At 59.7% G+C, this 18,590-nt stretch carries 16 protein-coding genes and 3 tRNA genes; 9 read left to right on the forward strand and 10 right to left on the reverse strand.

All coding sequences use genetic code 11. From position 1 onward, the window contains the following. Positions 1-17: 17 nt before the first annotated feature. Positions 18-575, forward strand: coding sequence for a dihydrofolate reductase family protein (locus A6U87_RS05245; RefSeq protein WP_065690116.1), 558 nt, complete (start codon positions 18-20; stop codon positions 573-575). Between the two features lie 95 nt (positions 576-670). Here the strand turns inward: A6U87_RS05245 and A6U87_RS05250 are convergent, their stop codons facing one another. Next, positions 671-3,517, reverse strand: coding sequence for a ribonuclease E/G (locus A6U87_RS05250; protein WP_065690117.1), 2,847 nt, complete (start codon positions 3,515-3,517; stop codon positions 671-673). Between the two features lie 632 nt (positions 3,518-4,149). Here A6U87_RS05250 and A6U87_RS05255 point away from each other — a divergent pair. The 3 genes from A6U87_RS05255 to prfB all read left to right on the forward strand — a co-directional run bounded on the left by A6U87_RS05255 (position 4,150) and on the right by prfB (position 9,341). Further along, on the forward strand, positions 4,150-5,409 hold the full coding sequence (locus tag A6U87_RS05255; RefSeq protein ID WP_198928663.1) for an N-acetylmuramoyl-L-alanine amidase: 1,260 nt from the start codon (positions 4,150-4,152) through the stop codon (positions 5,407-5,409). 243 nt (positions 5,410-5,652) lie between these two features. Beyond that, positions 5,653-8,112 (forward strand): penicillin-binding protein 1A, encoded by a 2,460-nt coding sequence (locus A6U87_RS05260; protein ID WP_065690119.1) that lies wholly within the window; start codon positions 5,653-5,655, stop codon positions 8,110-8,112. A gap of 97 nt (positions 8,113-8,209) precedes the next feature. Continuing rightward, positions 8,210-9,341, forward strand: a protein-coding gene (prfB, locus tag A6U87_RS05265) for a peptide chain release factor 2 (protein ID WP_113524656.1) whose coding sequence is annotated in 2 segments (ribosomal slippage) — positions 8,210-8,278 and positions 8,280-9,341 — 1,131 coding nt in all. Because the reading frame shifts where the segments join, the coding sequence is not laid out codon by codon here. A gap of 52 nt (positions 9,342-9,393) precedes the next feature. On the opposite strand, the gene A6U87_RS05270 is transcribed toward prfB, so the two are convergent. Further along, entirely contained in the window at positions 9,394-9,972 is a 579-nt protein-coding gene (locus tag A6U87_RS05270) for a TetR/AcrR family transcriptional regulator (RefSeq protein WP_083199269.1), read from the reverse strand. Between the two features lie 216 nt (positions 9,973-10,188). Between A6U87_RS05270 and A6U87_RS05275 the strand changes: the two genes are divergently transcribed. After that, positions 10,189-11,436 carry a lipase family protein gene (locus A6U87_RS05275; protein ID WP_198928664.1) on the forward strand — a complete coding sequence of 416 codons (1,248 nt, stop codon included), beginning with the start codon at positions 10,189-10,191 and terminating at the stop codon, positions 11,434-11,436. A gap of 16 nt (positions 11,437-11,452) precedes the next feature. On the opposite strand, the gene A6U87_RS05280 is transcribed toward A6U87_RS05275, so the two are convergent. Continuing rightward, positions 11,453-11,974 carry a hypothetical protein gene (locus tag A6U87_RS05280; RefSeq protein ID WP_065690122.1) on the reverse strand — a complete coding sequence of 174 codons (522 nt, stop codon included), beginning with the start codon at positions 11,972-11,974 and terminating at the stop codon, positions 11,453-11,455. Positions 11,975-11,976: 2 nt separating this feature from the next. Continuing rightward, on the reverse strand, positions 11,977-12,750 hold the full coding sequence (locus A6U87_RS05285) for an NAD kinase (protein ID WP_065690123.1): 774 nt from the start codon (positions 12,748-12,750) through the stop codon (positions 11,977-11,979). Between the two features lie 664 nt (positions 12,751-13,414). On the opposite strand from A6U87_RS05285, the gene A6U87_RS05290 reads away from it, so the two are divergent. Beyond that, the gene (locus tag A6U87_RS05290) at positions 13,415-13,711 is read left to right on the forward strand and encodes a hypothetical protein (protein WP_065690124.1); all 297 of its coding nucleotides are present in this window, start codon (positions 13,415-13,417) and stop codon (positions 13,709-13,711) included. Positions 13,712-13,907: 196 nt separating this feature from the next. Here A6U87_RS05290 and A6U87_RS05295 read toward each other — a convergent pair. The 5 genes from A6U87_RS05295 to rlmB all read right to left on the reverse strand — a co-directional run bounded on the left by A6U87_RS05295 (position 13,908) and on the right by rlmB (position 16,151). After that, positions 13,908-13,983: transfer RNA gene (locus A6U87_RS05295), tRNA-Thr, on the reverse strand. A gap of 109 nt (positions 13,984-14,092) precedes the next feature. Then, positions 14,093-14,230 (reverse strand): hypothetical protein, encoded by a 138-nt coding sequence (locus tag A6U87_RS30065; RefSeq protein ID WP_198928665.1) that lies wholly within the window; start codon positions 14,228-14,230, stop codon positions 14,093-14,095. A 71-nt stretch (positions 14,231-14,301) separates the two neighbouring features. Further along, a complete protein-coding gene (locus A6U87_RS30070; protein ID WP_198928666.1) occupies positions 14,302-14,463 on the reverse strand; it encodes a hypothetical protein in 162 nt (53 codons plus the stop codon). A 63-nt stretch (positions 14,464-14,526) separates the two neighbouring features. Next, on the reverse strand, positions 14,527-15,225 hold the full coding sequence (locus tag A6U87_RS05300) for an AprI/Inh family metalloprotease inhibitor (protein ID WP_065690125.1): 699 nt from the start codon (positions 15,223-15,225) through the stop codon (positions 14,527-14,529). Positions 15,226-15,260: 35 nt separating this feature from the next. Then, complete coding sequence (rlmB, locus tag A6U87_RS05305; protein WP_065690126.1) at positions 15,261-16,151, reverse strand: 23S rRNA (guanosine(2251)-2'-O)-methyltransferase RlmB; 891 nt, start codon at positions 16,149-16,151, stop codon at positions 15,261-15,263. Between the two features lie 205 nt (positions 16,152-16,356). On the opposite strand from rlmB, the gene A6U87_RS05310 reads away from it, so the two are divergent. Both A6U87_RS05310 and A6U87_RS05315 read left to right on the forward strand, forming a co-directional pair. Further along, positions 16,357-16,441: transfer RNA gene (locus tag A6U87_RS05310), tRNA-Tyr, on the forward strand. Between the two features lie 24 nt (positions 16,442-16,465). Beyond that, a tRNA-Gly gene (locus A6U87_RS05315) sits at positions 16,466-16,539 on the forward strand. A 72-nt stretch (positions 16,540-16,611) separates the two neighbouring features. Here the strand turns inward: A6U87_RS05315 and A6U87_RS05320 are convergent. Then, positions 16,612-17,121 (reverse strand): hypothetical protein, encoded by a 510-nt coding sequence (locus tag A6U87_RS05320; protein WP_065690127.1) that lies wholly within the window; start codon positions 17,119-17,121, stop codon positions 16,612-16,614. 262 nt (positions 17,122-17,383) lie between these two features. Here A6U87_RS05320 and tuf point away from each other — a divergent pair, with 262 nt between their 5' ends. Continuing rightward, entirely contained in the window at positions 17,384-18,559 is a 1,176-nt protein-coding gene (gene tuf / locus A6U87_RS05325) for an elongation factor Tu (RefSeq protein ID WP_065690128.1), read from the forward strand. The last annotated feature ends 31 nt before the right edge of the window (positions 18,560-18,590 follow it).

An 18,590-nucleotide genomic window follows, 5' to 3' on the forward strand; every position in this document is an offset into this window, starting at 1 on the left:
AAGGGCGGGAGGCCAGCATGCGACAGCTCAAGGTATTTCTCAGCATTTCCGTGGACGGCTATTTCGCCGATGAACGCGGCGACATGAGCTGGGCTCATGCCGATGATCCGGATTTCAAGGCATTCGTGGCAGCCAATGCCGGTTCAGGAAATACGCTCGTCATGGGCCGCGTGACCTACGACCTCATGGCTTCCTATTGGCCGACTGATATGGCGAAACGGAACGATCCCGTTGTCGCCGCTGCAATGAACGAACTGCCGAAGATCGTCTTTTCAAGAACGATGCGCGAGGCAAACTGGAACAACACCAAGGTGCTCCATGGTGACGCTGTGCTAGCGATGCAGGCCCTCAAGAACGAGGAGGGCAGGGATATGGTGATCCTCGGCAGCGGCAGCACCGCAAGACTGTTTGCGGAAGCCGGCCTTGTCGACAGCTTTCAGTTCGTCGTCGTGCCGCTTGTGCTCGGTGGAGGGCGTGCGGCGCTTGCCGGTCTCTCGCGTCGCTTGCGGCTGACGCTGGAGGACAGCAGGACATTCAAGAACGGCATGGTGGTTCTCACATATCGCCCTGGCTGATCCACCCAGGCTTGCGGCTTCATCGGGTGCCATAACGAAAAATCCGGCCGCGTTGCCGCAGCCGGATCTCTATCATTCCCTTGTGGGGATCAGTCTCAGAAGAAACCGCGACGCTGCCACCAGCCAGCCTTCTTGGGCTTGCCGTCGTTTTCGGTCGTTTCAGTGCGGGTCGACGTCACCGTCGGCTCGGAAGAAGAGATGTTCGATTCGCGGTTGGCGCGCACCGGCTTTGCGTCTTCGTCGGCCGGCGTTGCGAGATCTGCGACCGCATCGATGGTTTCTGCTTCAGCGACCGGAGCAGCCTCTTCGGCAGGAACAGCCTCGACCACGGGCTCTTCGACCGGCGACGCCTTGCGGCTACGGCGAGCGCGCTTAGGCTTCACGTCTTCGGTGACCGATGCGGCCGTTTCCACGGCAGCCATTGCCGATTGCGCCTCGACCGCTTCCTCGGCAACGGTCTCGATGACCTCGCCCTCGGTTACGACTGCCTCGTCGGCTGCAGCGACATCGCCAGCTTCCGCCTCGGCATCATCGCTCTCGCCATCAGCGTTCTGCTCGGCACCTTCTTCGCGGCTCCGGCGACCACCACGCTTACCGCGACGGCGGCGCTTGCGGCGCTGGGCGTCATCGCCCTCGGCGCGCTCTTCAGTCGCCGCAGCTGCGGTAGCACCTTCGGCATCATCACCCTCGTCGTCGCCTTCGTCCTCGTCGCCAGCGGCAAGTTCGGAAGCAGAATCACCGGATGACTGCTGTTCGGCATTGCCGTTGCGACCGCGACGGCGGCGGCGGCGCTTGCGCTTGCGGCCGTCACCTTCACCTTCGGCGCGAGCCGCCGGGCGCTCGGCAACTGCCGGCTTTTCTTCCAGTTCTTCGTCTTCTTCTTCATCCGCCTCGATGACGATATCGTCGTCATCGTCATCAGGGATGGCTGCGAAGTTGAAGAGCGTTTCGATCTTGACCGGGTTTTCGACGGCTTCGCCGCGATCGATCGCGAAATGCTGTGCCCCGACCGAGCCGTCGGCATCGATGATGATCGCGACGCCGAAGCGCGCTTCGTAATCGATGATCGTCTGGCGCTTGTGGTTCAGCAGGTAGAGCGCGATATCAGGCGTCGTGCGAACCGTGATGTCGTGCGTCGTGTTCTTGAGCAGGTATTCCTCGATGCCGCGCAGGACATGCAGGGCAACGGAAGACTGCGACCGGACGTGACCGGTGCCGCCGCAATGCGAGCAGACCTGGGTCGTCGATTCGAGAACGGAAGCGCGGATGCGCTGGCGCGACATTTCGAGCAGGCCGAAGTGCGAGATGCGGCCGACCTGGATACGAGCACGGTCGTTCTTCAGGCATTCCTTCAGCTTCTTCTCGACAGCGCGGTTGTTGCGCTTTTCTTCCATGTCGATGAAGTCGATGACGATCAGGCCGGCAAGGTCGCGCAGGCGCAGCTGACGCGCAACTTCGTCGGCAGCCTCAAGGTTTGTCTGCAGCGCGGTATCTTCGATCGAATGTTCACGCGTCGAACGGCCAGAGTTGACGTCGATCGATACCAGCGCTTCGGTCTGGTTCATGATCAGGTAGCCGCCGGACTTCAGCGTCACCTGCGGCTGCAGCATGCGATCGAGTTGCGCTTCGATGCCGGAGCGCGAGAAGATCGGATGAATGTCGCGGTAAGGCTGAACCACCTTGGCGTGGCTCGGCATTAGCATCTTCATGAAGTCTTTCGCTTCACGATAGCCTTCCTCGCCGGCAACGATGATCTCGCCAATATCCTTGTTATAGAGGTCGCGGATCGAACGCTTGATGAGCGAACCTTCCTCGTAGACGAGGCAGGGAGCTGTCGAAGCGAGCGTGAGCGTGCGGACGTTTTCCCACAGACGCATGAGGTATTCGAAGTCGCGCTTGACCTCGACCTTGGTGCGGTTGGCGCCGGCGGTGCGCAGGATCACGCCCATGCCCTGCGGCACTTCGAGCATCCGTGCGATTTCCTTGAGGCGCTTGCGATCCTGGGGATTGGTGATCTTGCGGGAGATGCCGCCGCCACGCGCGGTGTTCGGCATCAGAACAGAGTAGCGGCCGGCAAGCGACAGATACGTCGTAAGCGCTGCACCCTTGTTGCCGCGTTCTTCCTTGGCAACCTGCACGAGGAGAATCTGGCGACGCTTGATGACTTCCTGGATACGGTACTGCTTGCGCGGCTTGCGCTGCACGCGATCCGGAACTTCTTCCATCGCATCTTCGGCGCCGACGCTCTCGATCACTTCTTCTTCGTGATCATGATCGTCGTCGTCATCGTCATCACCGCCACGGCGGCGTGCATCGACGTCTTCGGAGATCGAGTCGGTTTCGACCATTGCAGCCATCTCGCCGCCGGTCGAGCCATCGTCTTCGCTGTCGACGGCAGCCGTAGCTTCCGGTTCGCTTGCTGTCTCTGCATCGGCTGCAGGCGCTGCCTTCTTGCGGCTGCGACGCGGCTTGGCTGCCTTCTTAGCGGGCGCGGCCTCTTCCGTGACTTCGGCCACGACATCAACTGCTTCGACCGCTGCCTCGATGGCTACGGGTTCGTCGTCGCTGGCAACGATGCCGATGTCGGGCTGTGCCTGCGTCGAGAGATCGACGGTTGCGGTTTCGACATGCTCGACATCGTCGTCGCGGCGATGCTCTTCAGCTTCCGCGCGCAACAGGGCCTGCCGGTCCGCAAGCGGGATCTGGTAGTAATCGGGATGGATTTCGGCAAAGGCCAGGAAGCCGTGCCGGTTGCCGCCGTAGTCCACGAACGCAGCCTGTAGCGAGGGTTCGACCCTCGTTACCTTTGCGAGATAGATGTTGCCGCGAATTTGCTTCTTATGCTGTGACTCGAAGTCAAATTCTTCTATGCGGTTCCCGCGAACGACAACGACGCGCGTCTCTTCCTCGTGAGACGCGTCGATAAGCATTTTGTCTGCCATGTAAGCTGTGCTCCTCGGCGCAGTCGAGCGCCAGCAACTCCTCCTGTCGATAGTACAGAAAGAGTGCTGCCCGCCATTGCAGCGCCGGATAGTGAAAGTCGCGATTGGTGCGGTGTGGAAGGCAGCAGCCAGACAACAGCGGGGAAGCTTTTCTCCCGGGGCCTGTAGACTTCAGATAAAACCTGCTGCGACACCATCAAAGACCAAGCGAGATCGACAAAACTAAGACCTTATTCAGGTCCGATGAGTTTGCTCTCTCTTTAAAGAGCGGTTGGTGGCTATCCACCGATGAAGTTTCCGAACTATCCGGAAAATCCAGGATCCATTGTCGAGTAAAAACATGTGAGACGGCGGACGATTGCCGGTTGTGGCGCCAGGTCCTTTGCGGTTGGCTGCCGTGTCGGCGACTCTATCCCGTCAGTGCTTCTACCCTGAAAAACCTTGTATGTTTTCTCCGTCACAATAGCAAGGGAAAAGCCAAATGTGCCATAATATTGATGGATTTGGCGAAGCATACACAGACAGGATGAGGGGTGCCGATTCTGACGGTGCGCATGGGGGCTGTACTTCAGCCGCTTTCGCGTCTGCCGCGCAGGATCCATCACAGATGTTATTTAAGGTGTGGCGGTCGATTGTTTAAGAGGATGCGACGCGCGACGGTGGTCTCCGGTTTGCGAAAGAACAATTTCCTTGGATGTGTGATCGCGGCGGCCATCACGACGATGGCGCCTGCGGTCGTCCATGCGACCGATACGGCGTCTGCTGAGCCGCTGCTGGCCTATGGCGCCCGCATTGTGGGAGACGATGCCCGTACGCGGATCGTGATCGATTTCGATCGCGCGCCGACGTTTTCGATTCATTACATTGCCAATCCCGAGCGCGTCGTCGTCGACCTGCCTGCGACCGCCTTCGGCTTTCCGGCCAAGGACCTCGAGGCGAGGGGGCTGTTCAAGGATATCCGTTACGGCAAGATGGATGAGGACAGCGCGCGCATCGTGCTCACGGCAACCAAGCCGCTGAAGATCGGGCTGGCAAAGGTCCAGGCCGACGAAGGCGGCAAGGGGCAGCGACTGGTGCTCGAGGCCGAAATTTCAGACAAAGAGAAGTTTGATGAGTTGGTCAAAGCCCAGTCCTGGGCTGAGCCGGCTGCTCCTGACGTGACGAGCGCGATCCCTTTACCGGCACAGCCCGGCAGCGGCGATTTCATCGTTGCCGTCGACGCTGGACACGGCGGTATCGATACCGGTGCCATCGGCATCGATACCAAAACGCAGGAGAAGGATGTGACCTTGGCCTTCGCCCGGGCGCTTGCCGATCGCCTCAACCGCGAGCCCGGCATCAAGGCATTTCTCACGCGCAAGGATGACAGTTTCCTGTCGTTGTCGGAGCGGGTGGAGATCGCCAGGCAAAATCATGCCGGTCTCTTCGTTTCGATGCACGCCGATACGCTGAAGCAGAAGGATATCCGCGGCGCCACCGTCTATACGATCTCCGACAAGGCCTCGGATAAACTCGCAGCAGATCTTGCCGAACGAGAAAATCTTTCCGATCAGATCGCCGGAAAGGCTGCGGCTACGGAGCCGCCGGAGGTCGCCGACATTCTTCTCGATCTCACGCGTCGTGAAACGCAGGCCTTTTCGATCTCTCTTGCTGAGAGCGTTCTGGCGTCTTTCAAGGATCAGGTCGGGACGATCAACAATCCGCATCGTCACGCGGGATTCCGCGTCCTGCAGGCGCCTGACGTTCCCTCGATCCTGCTCGAGCTGGGCTTCCTGTCCAACAAGGACGACGAGAAGCTCCTGTTGGACGACGTGTGGCGCGGGAAAATGGCCGATCTTCTGACCGAGGCGGTTAAGCACTATCATTCTTCCATGGTGGCGAATGGTGGTTGAACGCCTGCGTGGCGCAGATGTTACAGTCAGCTGCGTAACGCTGTCGGAGTATGGGAATAGGGCGCTCGGGCCCTATTTTGCTCACATTCGCGCCGTTACTCCCCGCTATGTTTTTGATGGCCGAACGGAAACGGCTTGTGGCGATAACGCTCATGGAGTAAGTCGCCAAACGTGCAAAACGCCCCGATCCATGCGATTGTTATGCTCGCGCCGATCGATGATTGAGATACCGGTAGCTTAGATATGATCAGACTTCTTGGATATTTCTTCGGAGTGGCTTGCGTCCTGTTTTTGGGCGTGGCGGCGATAATCGCCGTTTATTTGTCCAACGTCGCGAAGGATCTTCCTGACTACGCCGTTCTGAGCACCTATGCGCCGCCGGTCACCACCCGCGTCCATGCCGGCAACGGTGCGCTGATGGCGGAATATGCCAAGGAACGGCGTCTCTTCCTGCCGATCCAGGCGATTCCCGATCGCGTGAAGGCGGCTTTCCTTTCGGCGGAAGACAAGAATTTCTACAATCATCCGGGTGTTGATCTGACCGGCCTCGGCCGCGCGATCCTCGTCAATCTGCAGAATTTCGGTTCCGGTCGCCGCCCGGTCGGCGCATCGACGATCACACAGCAGGTCGCGAAGAACTTCCTCTTGACGTCCGACCAGACTATCGACCGCAAGATCAAGGAAGCGATCCTGTCGTTCCGCATCGAGCAGGCCTACAACAAGGACAAGATCCTTGAGCTTTACCTCAACGAGATTTTCTTCGGTCTGAATTCCTACGGTATTGCAAGCGCGGCGCTGACATATTTCGACAAGTCGGTAACGGAGTTGACCGTTGCGGAAGCAGCCTATCTCGCCTCGCTGCCGAAAGGTCCCGCGAACTACCACCCCTTCCGCCACCCCGAGGCAGCACTCGAGCGCCGCAACTGGGTCATCGATCGCATGGTCGAGAATGGCTATGTCAGCCAGTCTGACGGCGCCGAAGCCAAGCAGCAGCCGCTTGGCGTGACCGGCCGCACGAGTGGCCCATCGCTCTTCGCCTCAGGTTATTTCGCTGAAGCCGTTCGCCGGCAGGTGATCGAACAGTACGGTGAGAAGGCGCTTTACGAAGGGGGTCTCTCGGTTCGTACCTCGTTCGATCCGCAGCTTCAGGTCTTTGCGCGCAAGGCGCTGCAGGATGGCCTGACGACCTATGACGAGCGTCGCGGCTTCCACGGCCCGCTCAAGCAGATCGATACGACCGCCGATTGGGGCAAAGCCCTTGCGGATATCCCGGCATTGGGCGACGTACCCGAATGGCGCCTTGCCGTCGTGCTCGCCGTGTCCGACGACAGCGTCGACATTGGCCTTCAGCCTACCAAGGACGGCGGCGGCAAAATCCCCGCCGAGCGCGAACGCGGCGTGATCCAGGCAAAGAATATGCAGTGGGCCTATCGCTCCGCCGCCGGCGGCAAGACGGCCAAGTCTCCGCAGGGCGTGCTGTCCGCGGGTGACGTCGTCTATGTCGAGCCTATCGGCGATGACAGCTCGAAGTCCTACCGCCTGCGCCAGCCGCCAAAGGTTGAAGGCGGTCTGGTCGCCATGGACCCGAAGACCGGCCGCGTCTTGGCGATGGTCGGCGGCTTCTCCTATTCACAGTCCGAATTCAACCGTGCCACGCAGGCAATGCGCCAGCCGGGCTCCTCCTTCAAGCCGTTTGTGTATGCCGCGGCGATGGACAACGGCTACACGCCGGCGTCGGTCGTCAGCGACGATCCGCTGGAGATCCAGACCGGCAACGGCCAGGTCTGGGCACCTGATAACTATGAAGGCGAGGGCGGCGGCGCCAACACCTTGCGCTTCGCGATCGAGCATTCGCGCAACCGCATGACCGTCCGCCTTGCCAACGATCTCGGCATGAATGTCGTGGCCGAATATGCGGAGCGCTTCGGCATCTACGACAAGATGATGCCGGTTCTGGCCATGTCGCTGGGCTCCGGCGAGACGACTGTACTGCGCATGGTTTCGGCTTATTCGGTCATCGCCAACGGCGGCAAGCAGATCAAGCCGACCCTCATCGACCGTATCCAGGACCGCTACGGCAAGACGATCTTCAAGCACGAAGAGCGCGTCTGCGAAGGCTGCAACGCCAGCGACTGGCAGAGCCAGGACGAGCCGAACGTCGTGGACAACCGCGAAACCGTCCTCGATCCGATGACCTCTTACCAGATCACGTCGATGATGCAGGGCGTTATCCAGCGTGGTACCGCAGCAGGCAAGGTTCAGCTCGGCACCCGTGACGTTGCCGGCAAGACCGGTACCACGAACGACGAAAAGGACGCCTGGTTCGTCGGCTTCACGCCGGATCTCGTTGCCGGCCTCTACATCGGCTTCGATTCTCCCTCGACGCTTGGACGTGGCGGCACCGGCGGTTCGCTGTCTGCGCCTGTTTTCAACGAGTTCATGCAAGCTGCCGTCAAGGAAATGCCGGAATCCAAGTTCGTTATTCCGGCCGGCATGAACCTCATCCCGATCGACCGCAAGACCGGCATGGCCGCGATGCAGGGTGATCCCAACACGATCATCGAAGCCTTCAAGCCGGGCACCGGTCCCGCGGATAGCTTCTCTGTTATCGGTATGGACAACACCATGGCGCCGGAAGAGATCCTCAAGACGTCGCCGCAGGCAAACCAGGCGGTCCAGTCGGGCGCCGGCGGTCTCTACTAAGCATTCGCAAGACAGATGTGGCGGTTGCGGCTTTACATCCGCAGCCGCCACAATTATTTGACGGACGACTTTTCAAGCAACGCAAAGAAGCAGGAAAATGCGAGCGGAAATCCAGAACGTAGTCGATGAAACCAAGCAGGCTATCACCCTGCTGAGGAGGCATCTTTGACTGGGACCAGGCGATAAGACGACTGGACTGGTTGAACAACAAGGCAGAGGATCCGACCCTCTGGAACGATGCTTCCGAAGCGCAGAAGCTGATGCGCGAACGCCAGCAGCTCGATGACGGCATCAATGGCGTCCGACAGCTCGAGCAGCAGCTGAACGACAACGTCGAACTCGTCGAGATGGGCGAGGAAGAGGGTGACGCCAGTATCGTCAAGGAAGCGGAAGACGCCCTCAAGGCGCTGAAGGCCGAAGCCGCCCGCCGCCAAGTCGAAGCGATGCTGTCTGGCGAAGCCGATAGCAACGACACCTATCTCGAAGTTCATTCCGGCGCCGGCGGTACCGAAAGCCAGGACTGGGCAAACATGCTGTTGCGCATGTACACCCGCTGGGCCGAACGCCAGCGCTTCAAGGTAGAGCTGCTCGAAGTTCACGACGGCGAAGAAGCTGGCATCAAATCGGCAACGCTGCTGGTCAAGGGCCACAATGCCTATGGCTGGCTGAAGACGGAATCGGGCGTTCACCGTCTCGTCCGTATTTCGCCCTATGACAGCAACGCGCGTCGCCACACCTCCTTCTCGTCGATCTGGGTTTATCCCGTCGTCGATGACTCGATCCAGATCGAGATCAACGAAAGCGATTGCCGCATCGATACCTACCGCTCGTCTGGTGCCGGTGGTCAGCACGTCAACACGACCGACTCCGCCGTTCGTATCACGCATATTCCGACCGGCATCGTCGTGCAGTGCCAGCAGGAACGCTCGCAGCACAAGAACCGGGCGAAGGCCTGGGACATGCTGCGTGCCCGCATGTATGAAGCCGAACTTGAGAAGCGTGAAGCCGCTGCCAACGCCGAAGCCGCCTCCAAGAGCGATATCGGCTGGGGCCACCAGATCCGCTCCTACGTCCTGCAGCCATATCAGCTGGTCAAGGATCTCAGGACCGGCGTAGCGAGCACGGCGCCCGACGATGTTCTGGATGGTGAACTTAACGAGTTCATGGAAGCTGCACTTGCCCATCGCATCAGCGGCAAGCCTGATGCAGTCGTCGACGACGTCGATTGATAGCAGCAGCTAATTTGCGTCAGGAGGCCCCCCGCGTGGGGCCTCTTTGATTCTATTCGGGCATTTTTAGATGCGCCCGCAACAGCGCTTCCTGCATGATGATGACATCCTCGACGACGAGCCGATAAGGCGAGTGTCCCTTCGTTAGCGCGACGGCAAAGCAGATGTGTCCGGTTTCCAGCAGAAGGATGCCCAGTCGGCGAGCCGTGGCGGCGCCGAGCTCGGGATCGGCCTTGAGCAGCCAGGCGGTGTGGGTTTCGATGATCGCATGGTCATGCTCCTCCGCAATGCGGCGCAGTTCTGGGTGCGATTGAAGCGCCTCGATTGTCGGAAGAAGTGCTCGATTTTCCTCGTACATGGCCGCGATCGCCTGCGTGAAATCGCGAAATTCCCGGCTGAACGCCGCCCAGGTCCGCGGTATGTCCTTGGTCGCATAGGCTAGGGGAATGGGCCGAAACGCTGCCAGCCAGCGGCGTGCCAGTTCGAGAACGATCGCCTCCTTGTTCGGGAAGTATTGATAGAGCGAGCCGACGGACAGTCCGGCCCGCTCGGCGATCGCGCTCGTCGTCAGGCCCTTGGTGCTGTCGTCGGCCAGCAGTTCCCGCGCGGCTCCGAGAATGCGTTCCACCATGCTGTGGGAGCGATCCTGCTTGGGTTTTTTTCGCGGCTCTATCGTCACGGATGTCCTGCCTTCGATCTTGCAACGCGCTGAAGTTAGACCGTTTTCGGCCCGGACTTCCAGATCACAAGCCGAATTTTCTCGTCCATCGCTACCGCGTTGACAAATGCGAATAAATATTCGTATTTTGACTTGAGCCTGATGGCTCGAAATTTTGTGGAGGAAGATATGATCAGGGAAATGCGCGCGCTCGAATGGCGCGGTATCGCGATGGGGGTATTGGCCGCGGCAGCTGTCATCGGGCAGCCAGGGCTAACGAGGGCAGACGATCCGCCCCCCTTTCCCAAGACCGTGGAAGAGGCTGTGCTGGCGGAGAAGGACGATGCCCTGCCTCTGACGGCTTTCTATGACCAGTCATTTCGCTTGGCGGACAGCAAGCCCGGCGCCTTGCTCGCAAGCGAGACGGTGAGCGACTACGCACTTGCCGTCGGCGTTACCGCGACACGCATTCTCTATCACTCCGTTCAGGATGGTGCGGATGCGATGACGTCGGCCGTCGTATTGACGCCCGCAGGGACGCCACCGGAAGGCGGTTGGCCAGTGATTGCATGGGCGCACGGCACCAGCGGCGTCGCCCGCCAATGCGCGCCATCGGCGATGAAGGACGTCTATTACGGGGGCGAGGGGCTGGCCGACATGCTGGCCGGCGGGTTCGCCGTTGTCGCGACGGACTACCACGGCCTAGGCACGAAGGGGCATCACCCCTACATGAACAAAGCGGATCAGGCCAACGACGTCATCTACTCAGTGCCGGCGGCGCGCGAAGCCGTCGCGACACTCGGGAAAAAATGGGTCGTCGACGGTCACTCGCAGGGTGGATTGGCCGCCTGGGGCGTAGCGGAAGCACAGGCCAAGAGCCCCGATCCCGATTATCTCGGTGCCGTCGCTGTCGCCGGCGCGACCCACTTGGGCTGGTTCCTCGATCACCCGGAGGCGACGAAAGGAGCGGGCTTCTATCTCGCCTGGCACGCCTATGCCGTGCAGCAGAGCTATCCCGAGTTCAAGGTGGAGGACATGCTGTCGAGCGCAGCCATGGACCGCTATGAAAAGGTCACCAACGAGGGGTGCTGGCTTTACGGCTTCCTGAACTACGACGGCGTCGAGGCGCCGCAGATGGTGAAGCCGGGCTGGCGCGATAATAAATGGGTGCGGAAATTCTATCTCGAGAATTCGGCTGGCGACAAACCGGTCGGCGGCCCGATGCTCGTCATAGCAGGCGAAGGCGACAACTCGGTGCCGGTCGAAGCGATCCGCGATACCGTGAAGAAAGCTTGCGGCAACAAACCGGTTCTGGAGTTCAAGAGCTATACGGGCCTCGATCATGATCCTGTCATGAGCGAATCGACGGCGGCTCAGCTTGATTGGATCAGAGACCGTTTTGCCGGCAAGGCTGCCTCAGGCAACTGCAGCGGTTAAGCATTGGTCGGGGAGGCTAGTTGCTCGCCTTCCCGACGGTGACGTCGCCGAATTCGTCGATGATGACTGTCCAGCTTTCGGCGTCGGCATCTGGATCCGTCTTGAGAAACACGGTCGCGAAGAGGCCGGGCTCCTTCAGGATGCCGGTCGAGTTCTCCGGACGGATATCGGTCACATAGGGCTTCAGGTCATTCAGCTCCTGCAGCTCCACCGTCGAAACGATGTTCGGCCCCTCATCGGTCTGCGCGATCTGCTGCAGGTAGACCTTCGCCGTTCTGTCGGCTTGGCGGACAGCGAACAGCTTGTAGTAGCCGTGCCGCGGCTGCTTTGCGGTCTCCGCTTCCTTCGAACCGGCAGGTTGAGCAGCCGCAGGCGCATGCTGAACGGCAGGGGCACTGCCGTCATCCTCCCAGTAACCGGTGCTGGTGGCAAAGGTGATGGAGGCAGGAAGTATGGCATCCTGAGGCTCAGCTGCGCGTGCAGCGAAAGACCAGCCGGCCAATGAGAGAGCGATGAATGCGATCGACCGCAGAGACATCGTCAATCCTCGAATTGCTCGGCGAGAATGCGATCCGACCAGGAACGATCGGGATCAGAGAGGATACGAGCCGTCGTGTGCTCCGACTGGGCAATGCGAACATGCAGCACCGACTTGACTTCGCTGTTGTCGGCAACCGCGTTCACAGGGCGCTTCTCGGCCTCGAGAATATGGATATCGACCGTGACCTTGTTCGGCAGCAAGGCGCCGCGCCAGCGGCGCGGGCGAAATGCGCTGACCGGTGTCATCGCGAGCAGTGGAGCGTCCAGCGGCAGGATCGGTCCATGGGCCGAAAGGTTATAGGCCGTCGAGCCAGCTGGTGTCGCAACCATCAGACCATCGCAAATCAGCTCTTCGAGACGCACCACGCCGTCCACTTCGACCCGCAGCTTGGCAGCCTGATAAGACTGACGAAACAGGGAGACCTCGTTGATCGCCAGCGCCGTCGAGTTCGTGCCATCCGCGTTCGCGGTGGTCATCTGCAACGGCCGGAACGCGTTTTCAACCGCGGCGTTGATGCGCTCGGGCAGATCGTCGACCCGATAGTCGTTCATCAGGAAGCCGATCGATCCGCGGTTCATGCCGTAGACGAGTTTGCCGGAGTTCATCGTGCCGTGCAGGGTCTGCAGCATGAAACCGTCGCCGCCGAGCGCCACGATCACGTCGGCCTCGTCGGCCGGGACATTGCCATACACGCGAATCAACTCGTCTCGCGCCGCAAGCGCCTCGGTCGTCGGGGAAGCCAGAAAACTAAGCGTCTGAAAGGAGAGGCTCATGCAATGCCCTTTGTGATGTCGGCCTAGCTAAATGATTATAGGTTCGCACGACAAGGCATTTTAAGGCTGCAGGCGTTCGCCCGCATTAGCTATCAAAGCCCATAGTCTGGAAATTGTATGCCCGACATTCTGGAGCTGCGCTCGGCATCTGCCCTCACAAGAGCTTCCGAGATCTATGGTGCGCCTCGTTTCAGGAGAGAAAGCCAAATCTGATTCTACTGTGCTATGTGTAGAGATCTCACAAAGCTACCCGTTTGAGTTTGCCGTCAGCTGCAATATCGCTCCAATCTTCACTACCCTAATGAGACGACGCTGGGTGTAGGCGGTGGCGCTTCGGCCACGCTGGGGTATTTGGTCATGACAGGTGTCTTGGCGATCGATCCAGTCGGCTCCGCGGCGCGCAGAACACGCTTGATAGCAGCTTGGCGGAACGATGCGCATGGCATGATCAGGACTTCCCTTCATTGCTGCGTGCATGTCGAGGCGGATGCCTTATCCGAGCTCGGAAGTACGGTATGAAACCATTGACGCTTCTCGTCAGCTCGAACCGCGCCGATTTGTCGCATCGATACATGATCCGTCGAGGCCCCGCCTGGGACCTAAGTCCGTATCGCGCGGTCCGATCCCGTGATTGAGTAGGGAATATTGATTACGGAGAGGGCAGATGTCTCTAGCAATAATCGTTCAGGTTCAAGAGGCCATCATCTCATTGCCATTGCTTGATCGCGAGCAGCGGATGGCGCTGTTTTTGCGACTACTCAGTGAGATCGAGTTTTTGGGGAAGACGGTGCTGGCAAGCCTTGAGCCCGGCGCCTGCGTTTGGATAGACAATCTTGTCGCTACGGTGTCCGCTGGCCTGCCAGAGATCGCCGAAATGGGCGACTCTGAATTCCAGTTCCTACTCACCGAGTTCGAAAAGGTCGTATCAACGCTCGTCTCTCTGGGTCCGATCGCTGGATGAGGGAGCCCCCGGCATATCGTCCACTCGGGTCGGATGGCCCCGATGGGGGCAGAGCGTGTCGCATTTACACGGATTCGCCGATAGGGCAGGTGAATGCCTGCAATCCAGGGGATTGGATGCAACAGGCCGCGACACGAAAACACCCGCCAAATGAGGGCGCTTCGATCATCAAATCATTGATAGGATTTCAGAATTATGGTGCCCCCGGCAGGGTTCGAACCCGCGACCCCCTGATTACAAATCAGGTGCTCTACCAACTGAGCTACAAGGGCAATGCGTGCCAAGTACCAGATTCTGCCGTCCTGTAAAGAAGAAATCCGCTCGGCATTGATTTTGCTGGGGGAAACCATAAGCCGTGTGTCCGAGCGGAGCGGTGAACGCCTAGTTTTGCGAGGTCTGACGTATGCTGGCTTGCAGGTGAGCGCCGTTCGCCTCACCGGCGTCCCCGGATGGTGACATGATGACGATGCTCAGCACTGAAATAACCATGGCGGCAATGACGGCAATCATTATGCGCAAGCGTCTTCTCCTTGTTGACGGAGAATGAAACGCAATCGAGGCTTTCCGGTTCCGGCGCGTGAAGGTGACCTTTACTGGCTAGGTGCGGGGATTGGCTCAGTGGGCAACGTGGAGGGCGCGAGCGGATCGCGTTGATGGATGGGTTGCGTCTTGTCGATCCAGGTCATGCTGAGAATGATGGCAACAAGGATGCCAACGAAGAGTATGCCGATAAAAAGAGGGCGAACTGCCATATCGAGTGGTCTCCCGTTGCTCGGGTGATTTGAAACGTTGGTCGGCGGGTCGAGGCGAAGCCTTTATTGCCCCTTGACCATAAGCAAGGGCTTGCCGCCTTCATCGGGGCTCTTTTCGAACGAGCCATCGGAGCGCATGTCGAATGAAATCGAAGCGCCATCCTTGCTCATGAGCACGAGGCCGAAACCCTCTAGGTGAAAGATGGCGATGTTGAGTTTGGCGATTGCCGGTGCGCAGTCACCAGATGGAGACAACGGCGCATTGCCATCCTCATCCATTCTATCCTGCAGGCTGAGTGTGCAGAGCTTTTCCCCATTGGGGCGTTCGAGCATCCATTTTCCCGCGAGGCTTGCGGCCGTTGGCAGATGGTCCACACCTTGCGGCGCTTCGGTGAGGAGGAGCGGGTCGTCGCCTTCCGTCTTTAGTGGGGAACCCTCGCTTTCAACGAAGCGCGCGAGAACCTTGCGCGTCGCGTCGATGAGGATCAGGTCGCCATTGTCGTCGAAATTCCAGGAATAGGCTTGCGCAAGAAAGGGGAGCGGTTTGCTGCAGCTGTCCTGACCGGAAAGGGAGTAGCCGCCGATGGCGGTGCCTGTATCCAGCGTGACGCTGCAACCGGGCTTTCCGCTGACGGGCGCGATGAGATAGGTGCCGGCTTGTGCCCTGACTGTGTCGGCGTCGACGTCGTCCGCAAGTGCGGCATGGCAGCAGAGGAGACCGGCAGCAATTGCCACTGCCGGTCGAAACGCTAAACGGATCATGACACCCCCTTGTCGCGGCCCGTTTCTGGGCCGTTTTATCCCTTCAAGTGCAGCCTCGCGGCATAGAGCGCGATCGCCGCGGCATTCGATACGTTCAATGATTTGATCTCGCCCGGCATGTCGAGTCGTGCCAGCGCGCTCACGGTTTCGCGGGTCTTCTGCCGCAGGCCCTTGCCCTCGGCGCCGAGAACAAGCGCAATCTTCTCGCCGGAGAATGTGCCCTCCAGCGGGGCCGGTCCCTCCGAATCGAGGCCGATCGTATAGAAGCCGAGCTTATGCAGTTCGCCGAGTGCGTCAGCGAGGTTGGTGATCTGGATATAGGGAATCATTTCCAGCGCGCCGGACGCCGATTTGGCGAGCACGCCGGATTCCGTCGGGCTGTGGCGTTGCGTGGTGATGACCGCGCCGGCATTGAAGGCAACGGCCGAGCGCATGATGGCGCCGACATTGTGCGGATCCGTCACCTGGTCCAGCACGAGCAGTAGCGGGCTGCTCTTCAGGGCCTCCAGGCGGCGAACGGGCAACGGCCGCGTCTCAAGCATCACGCCCTGGTGGATCGCTTCGGGGCCGAGCACCTTGTCGATATCCTGCGGCGAAACCATCTCGACGGGGATGCCGAGGCTGTCGGCATCGATCTCGAGGCGGGCAAGCGCGTTCTGCGTCACCGACAGCTTTATCTTCTTGCGCTCCTTGTTCTCGAGCGCGGCGCGTACAGTGTGCAGCCCATAGAGATAGACCTGGTCGGGCGCCAGTGCCGGCGGCTTCCAGTCGTCGCCGCCGCGCTTGCGCTTCTGAAAGCCGGGAGTTGGAATTTCGCCTCGTTCGCGCTTGTTGTCGCGATGCGCACGACGCAGATTCGCGTAGTGCGTATCCTTGGCGGATTTTTCGTCGGCGGACGGGCCGCCTGTTTTGTTGTCTTTGCTCATGCCGCTTTATAGCGGTGGCGTTTCTTTCCGCATAGGATTTCTTTGTGCGCAGGGCCTTTCCACCGCCGATGACATTTTTCACATATTTTCCATCGTCATCGTGTTGACATAGGCAACTCGGCCCGTCATATACGCGGCGCAGACCGAGGGGCGGCAACGCTTCGAAAGTCTAGCAGACTTGGTCTAACGATCCGGACGAAAAACTGGAGAGATGCCCGAGTGGTTAAAGGGGACGGACTGTAAATCCGTTGGCTCAGCCTACGTTGGTTCAAATCCAACTCTCTCCACCATTCGTCATTGGATCGGACCACCCCGCGGGTATAGCTCAATGGTAGAGCAGCAGCCTTCCAAGCTGAATACGCGGGTTCGATTCCCGCTACCCGCTCCAAAACTTCTCCAAGCAATTTACGATCCGGCAGTCATGCCGCGCGCTAGCGGTGTGCTTAGAGTGCCCCGGTTTTCAGCCCCATAAAAGAACGAACGGCGAGATGAGGGCGATGATTCCAGCAACCGTCCATCGATTGTGGCCGTAAGTCTTCAACTCTTCCTTCGAGAGCCATTTCCGGACGGCAAAGAAGCCGATGGCAATAATCGCGCTATAGATGACGGCGCGCAGCAGGATCGACCAGCCGCCCCCAAATAGACCGATCGCGATCCCGAACCCGGTCAGCGCCCCCAGAATCCCGTATCCGACATCGAACATTAACGTGGTCGTGGTCGATAGTGGCGTCAGGATTTTCGGGAAGGCGATCGCCACGGCTGCGGTCAGGAGCCAGATGGCGACGATTGCCTGGAGAGTCGATGAACTGACGATGGAGGCCGCAAGGGCCGGAAGTCGCTCTGGTGAGGAGAGGCGCACGAGTTGAGCGACCCAATCGATCGCAGCGGCGAATATCCATAGTATAAAGGCACAGGCGGCGAAGATCAGAAAGTTGCTGGCCGACCGTTTTATGATTGCCGTCTGTTCCATTGCATTCTCCCCAACAGGCGCTCCCACGAGCGAGATAGGGGAAGTCGTATCATAAGATCAGTCGGTTGTGCCTCCCCACCAATAAACTCTTTGCGTCACCTTTCCGGGTGAAGGTTGCCGTTTGAATGGTTCCTTCCCATATGCGACCGCAGCAAGGAATAACGTCCGCAATTAAGTCTTGCGCAATGCCGCCGAAAGCCTTAAACGGCGGCACTAAACCGGTTCGCCGGGGTCATCCATTTCGTTCACAGGAAGCATTCAAATGGCAAAGAGTAAGTTTGAGCGCAACAAGCCGCACGTTAACATCGGCACGATCGGCCACGTTGACCACGGCAAGACGTCTCTGACGGCAGCGATCACGAAGTTCTTCGGCGAGTTCAAGGCGTATGACCAGATCGACGCTGCTCCGGAAGAAAAGGCACGCGGCATCACCATCTCGACGGCACACGTTGAGTATGAGACGCCGAACCGCCACTACGCGCACGTTGACTGCCCCGGCCACGCCGACTACGTCAAGAACATGATCACCGGTGCCGCACAGATGGACGGCGCGATCCTGGTTTGCTCGGCCGCTGACGGCCCGATGCCGCAGACCCGCGAGCACATCCTGCTGGCTCGTCAGGTTGGCGTTCCTGCGATCGTCGTGTTCCTCAACAAGGTCGACCAGGTTGACGACGCCGAGCTTCTCGAGCTCGTCGAGCTGGAAGTTCGCGAACTTCTGTCGTCCTACGACTTCCCGGGCGACGACATCCCGGTCATCAAGGGCTCGGCTCTGGCCGCTCTCGAAGCTTCCGACAAGAAGATAGGCGAAGACGCGATCCGCGAGCTGATGGCTGCTGTTGACGCCTACATACCGACGCCTGAGGGCCCGATCGACCAGCCCTTCCTGATGCCGATCGAAGACGTGTTCTCGATCTCGGGCCGTGGTACGGTTGTGACCGGCCGCGTCGAGCGTGGTATCGTCAAGGTTGGCGAAGAAGTCGAAATCGTCGGCATCCGCGCCACCTCGAAGACGACGGTTACCGGCGTTGAAATGTTCCGCAAGCTGCTCGATCAGGGCCAGGCTGGCGACAACATCGGCGCCCTGGTTCGCGGTGTTAACCGTGATGGCGTTGAGCGTGGTCAGATCCTGTGCAAGCCGGGCTCTGTCAAGCCGCACAAGAAGTTCATGGCCGAAGCCTACATCCTGACGAAGGAAGAAGGCGGCCGCCATACGCCGTTCTTCACCAACTACCGTCCGCAGTTCTACTTCCGTACGACTGACGTGACCGGTATCGTCTCGCTGCCGGAAGGCACGGAAATGGTTATGCCTGGCGACAACGTCACCGTTGCTGTCGAGCTGATCGTTCCGATCGCGATGGAAGAAAAGCTGCGCTTCGCTATCCGCGAAGGCGGCCGTACCGTCGGCGCCGGCATCGTCGCTTCGATCGTCGAGTAATCGGCGAGCCGACGATGGCGCAAGCTTGCCG

This window comes from Rhizobium sp. AC44/96, from assembly GCF_001692185.1.
Taxonomy (GTDB): domain Bacteria; phylum Pseudomonadota; class Alphaproteobacteria; order Rhizobiales; family Rhizobiaceae; genus Rhizobium.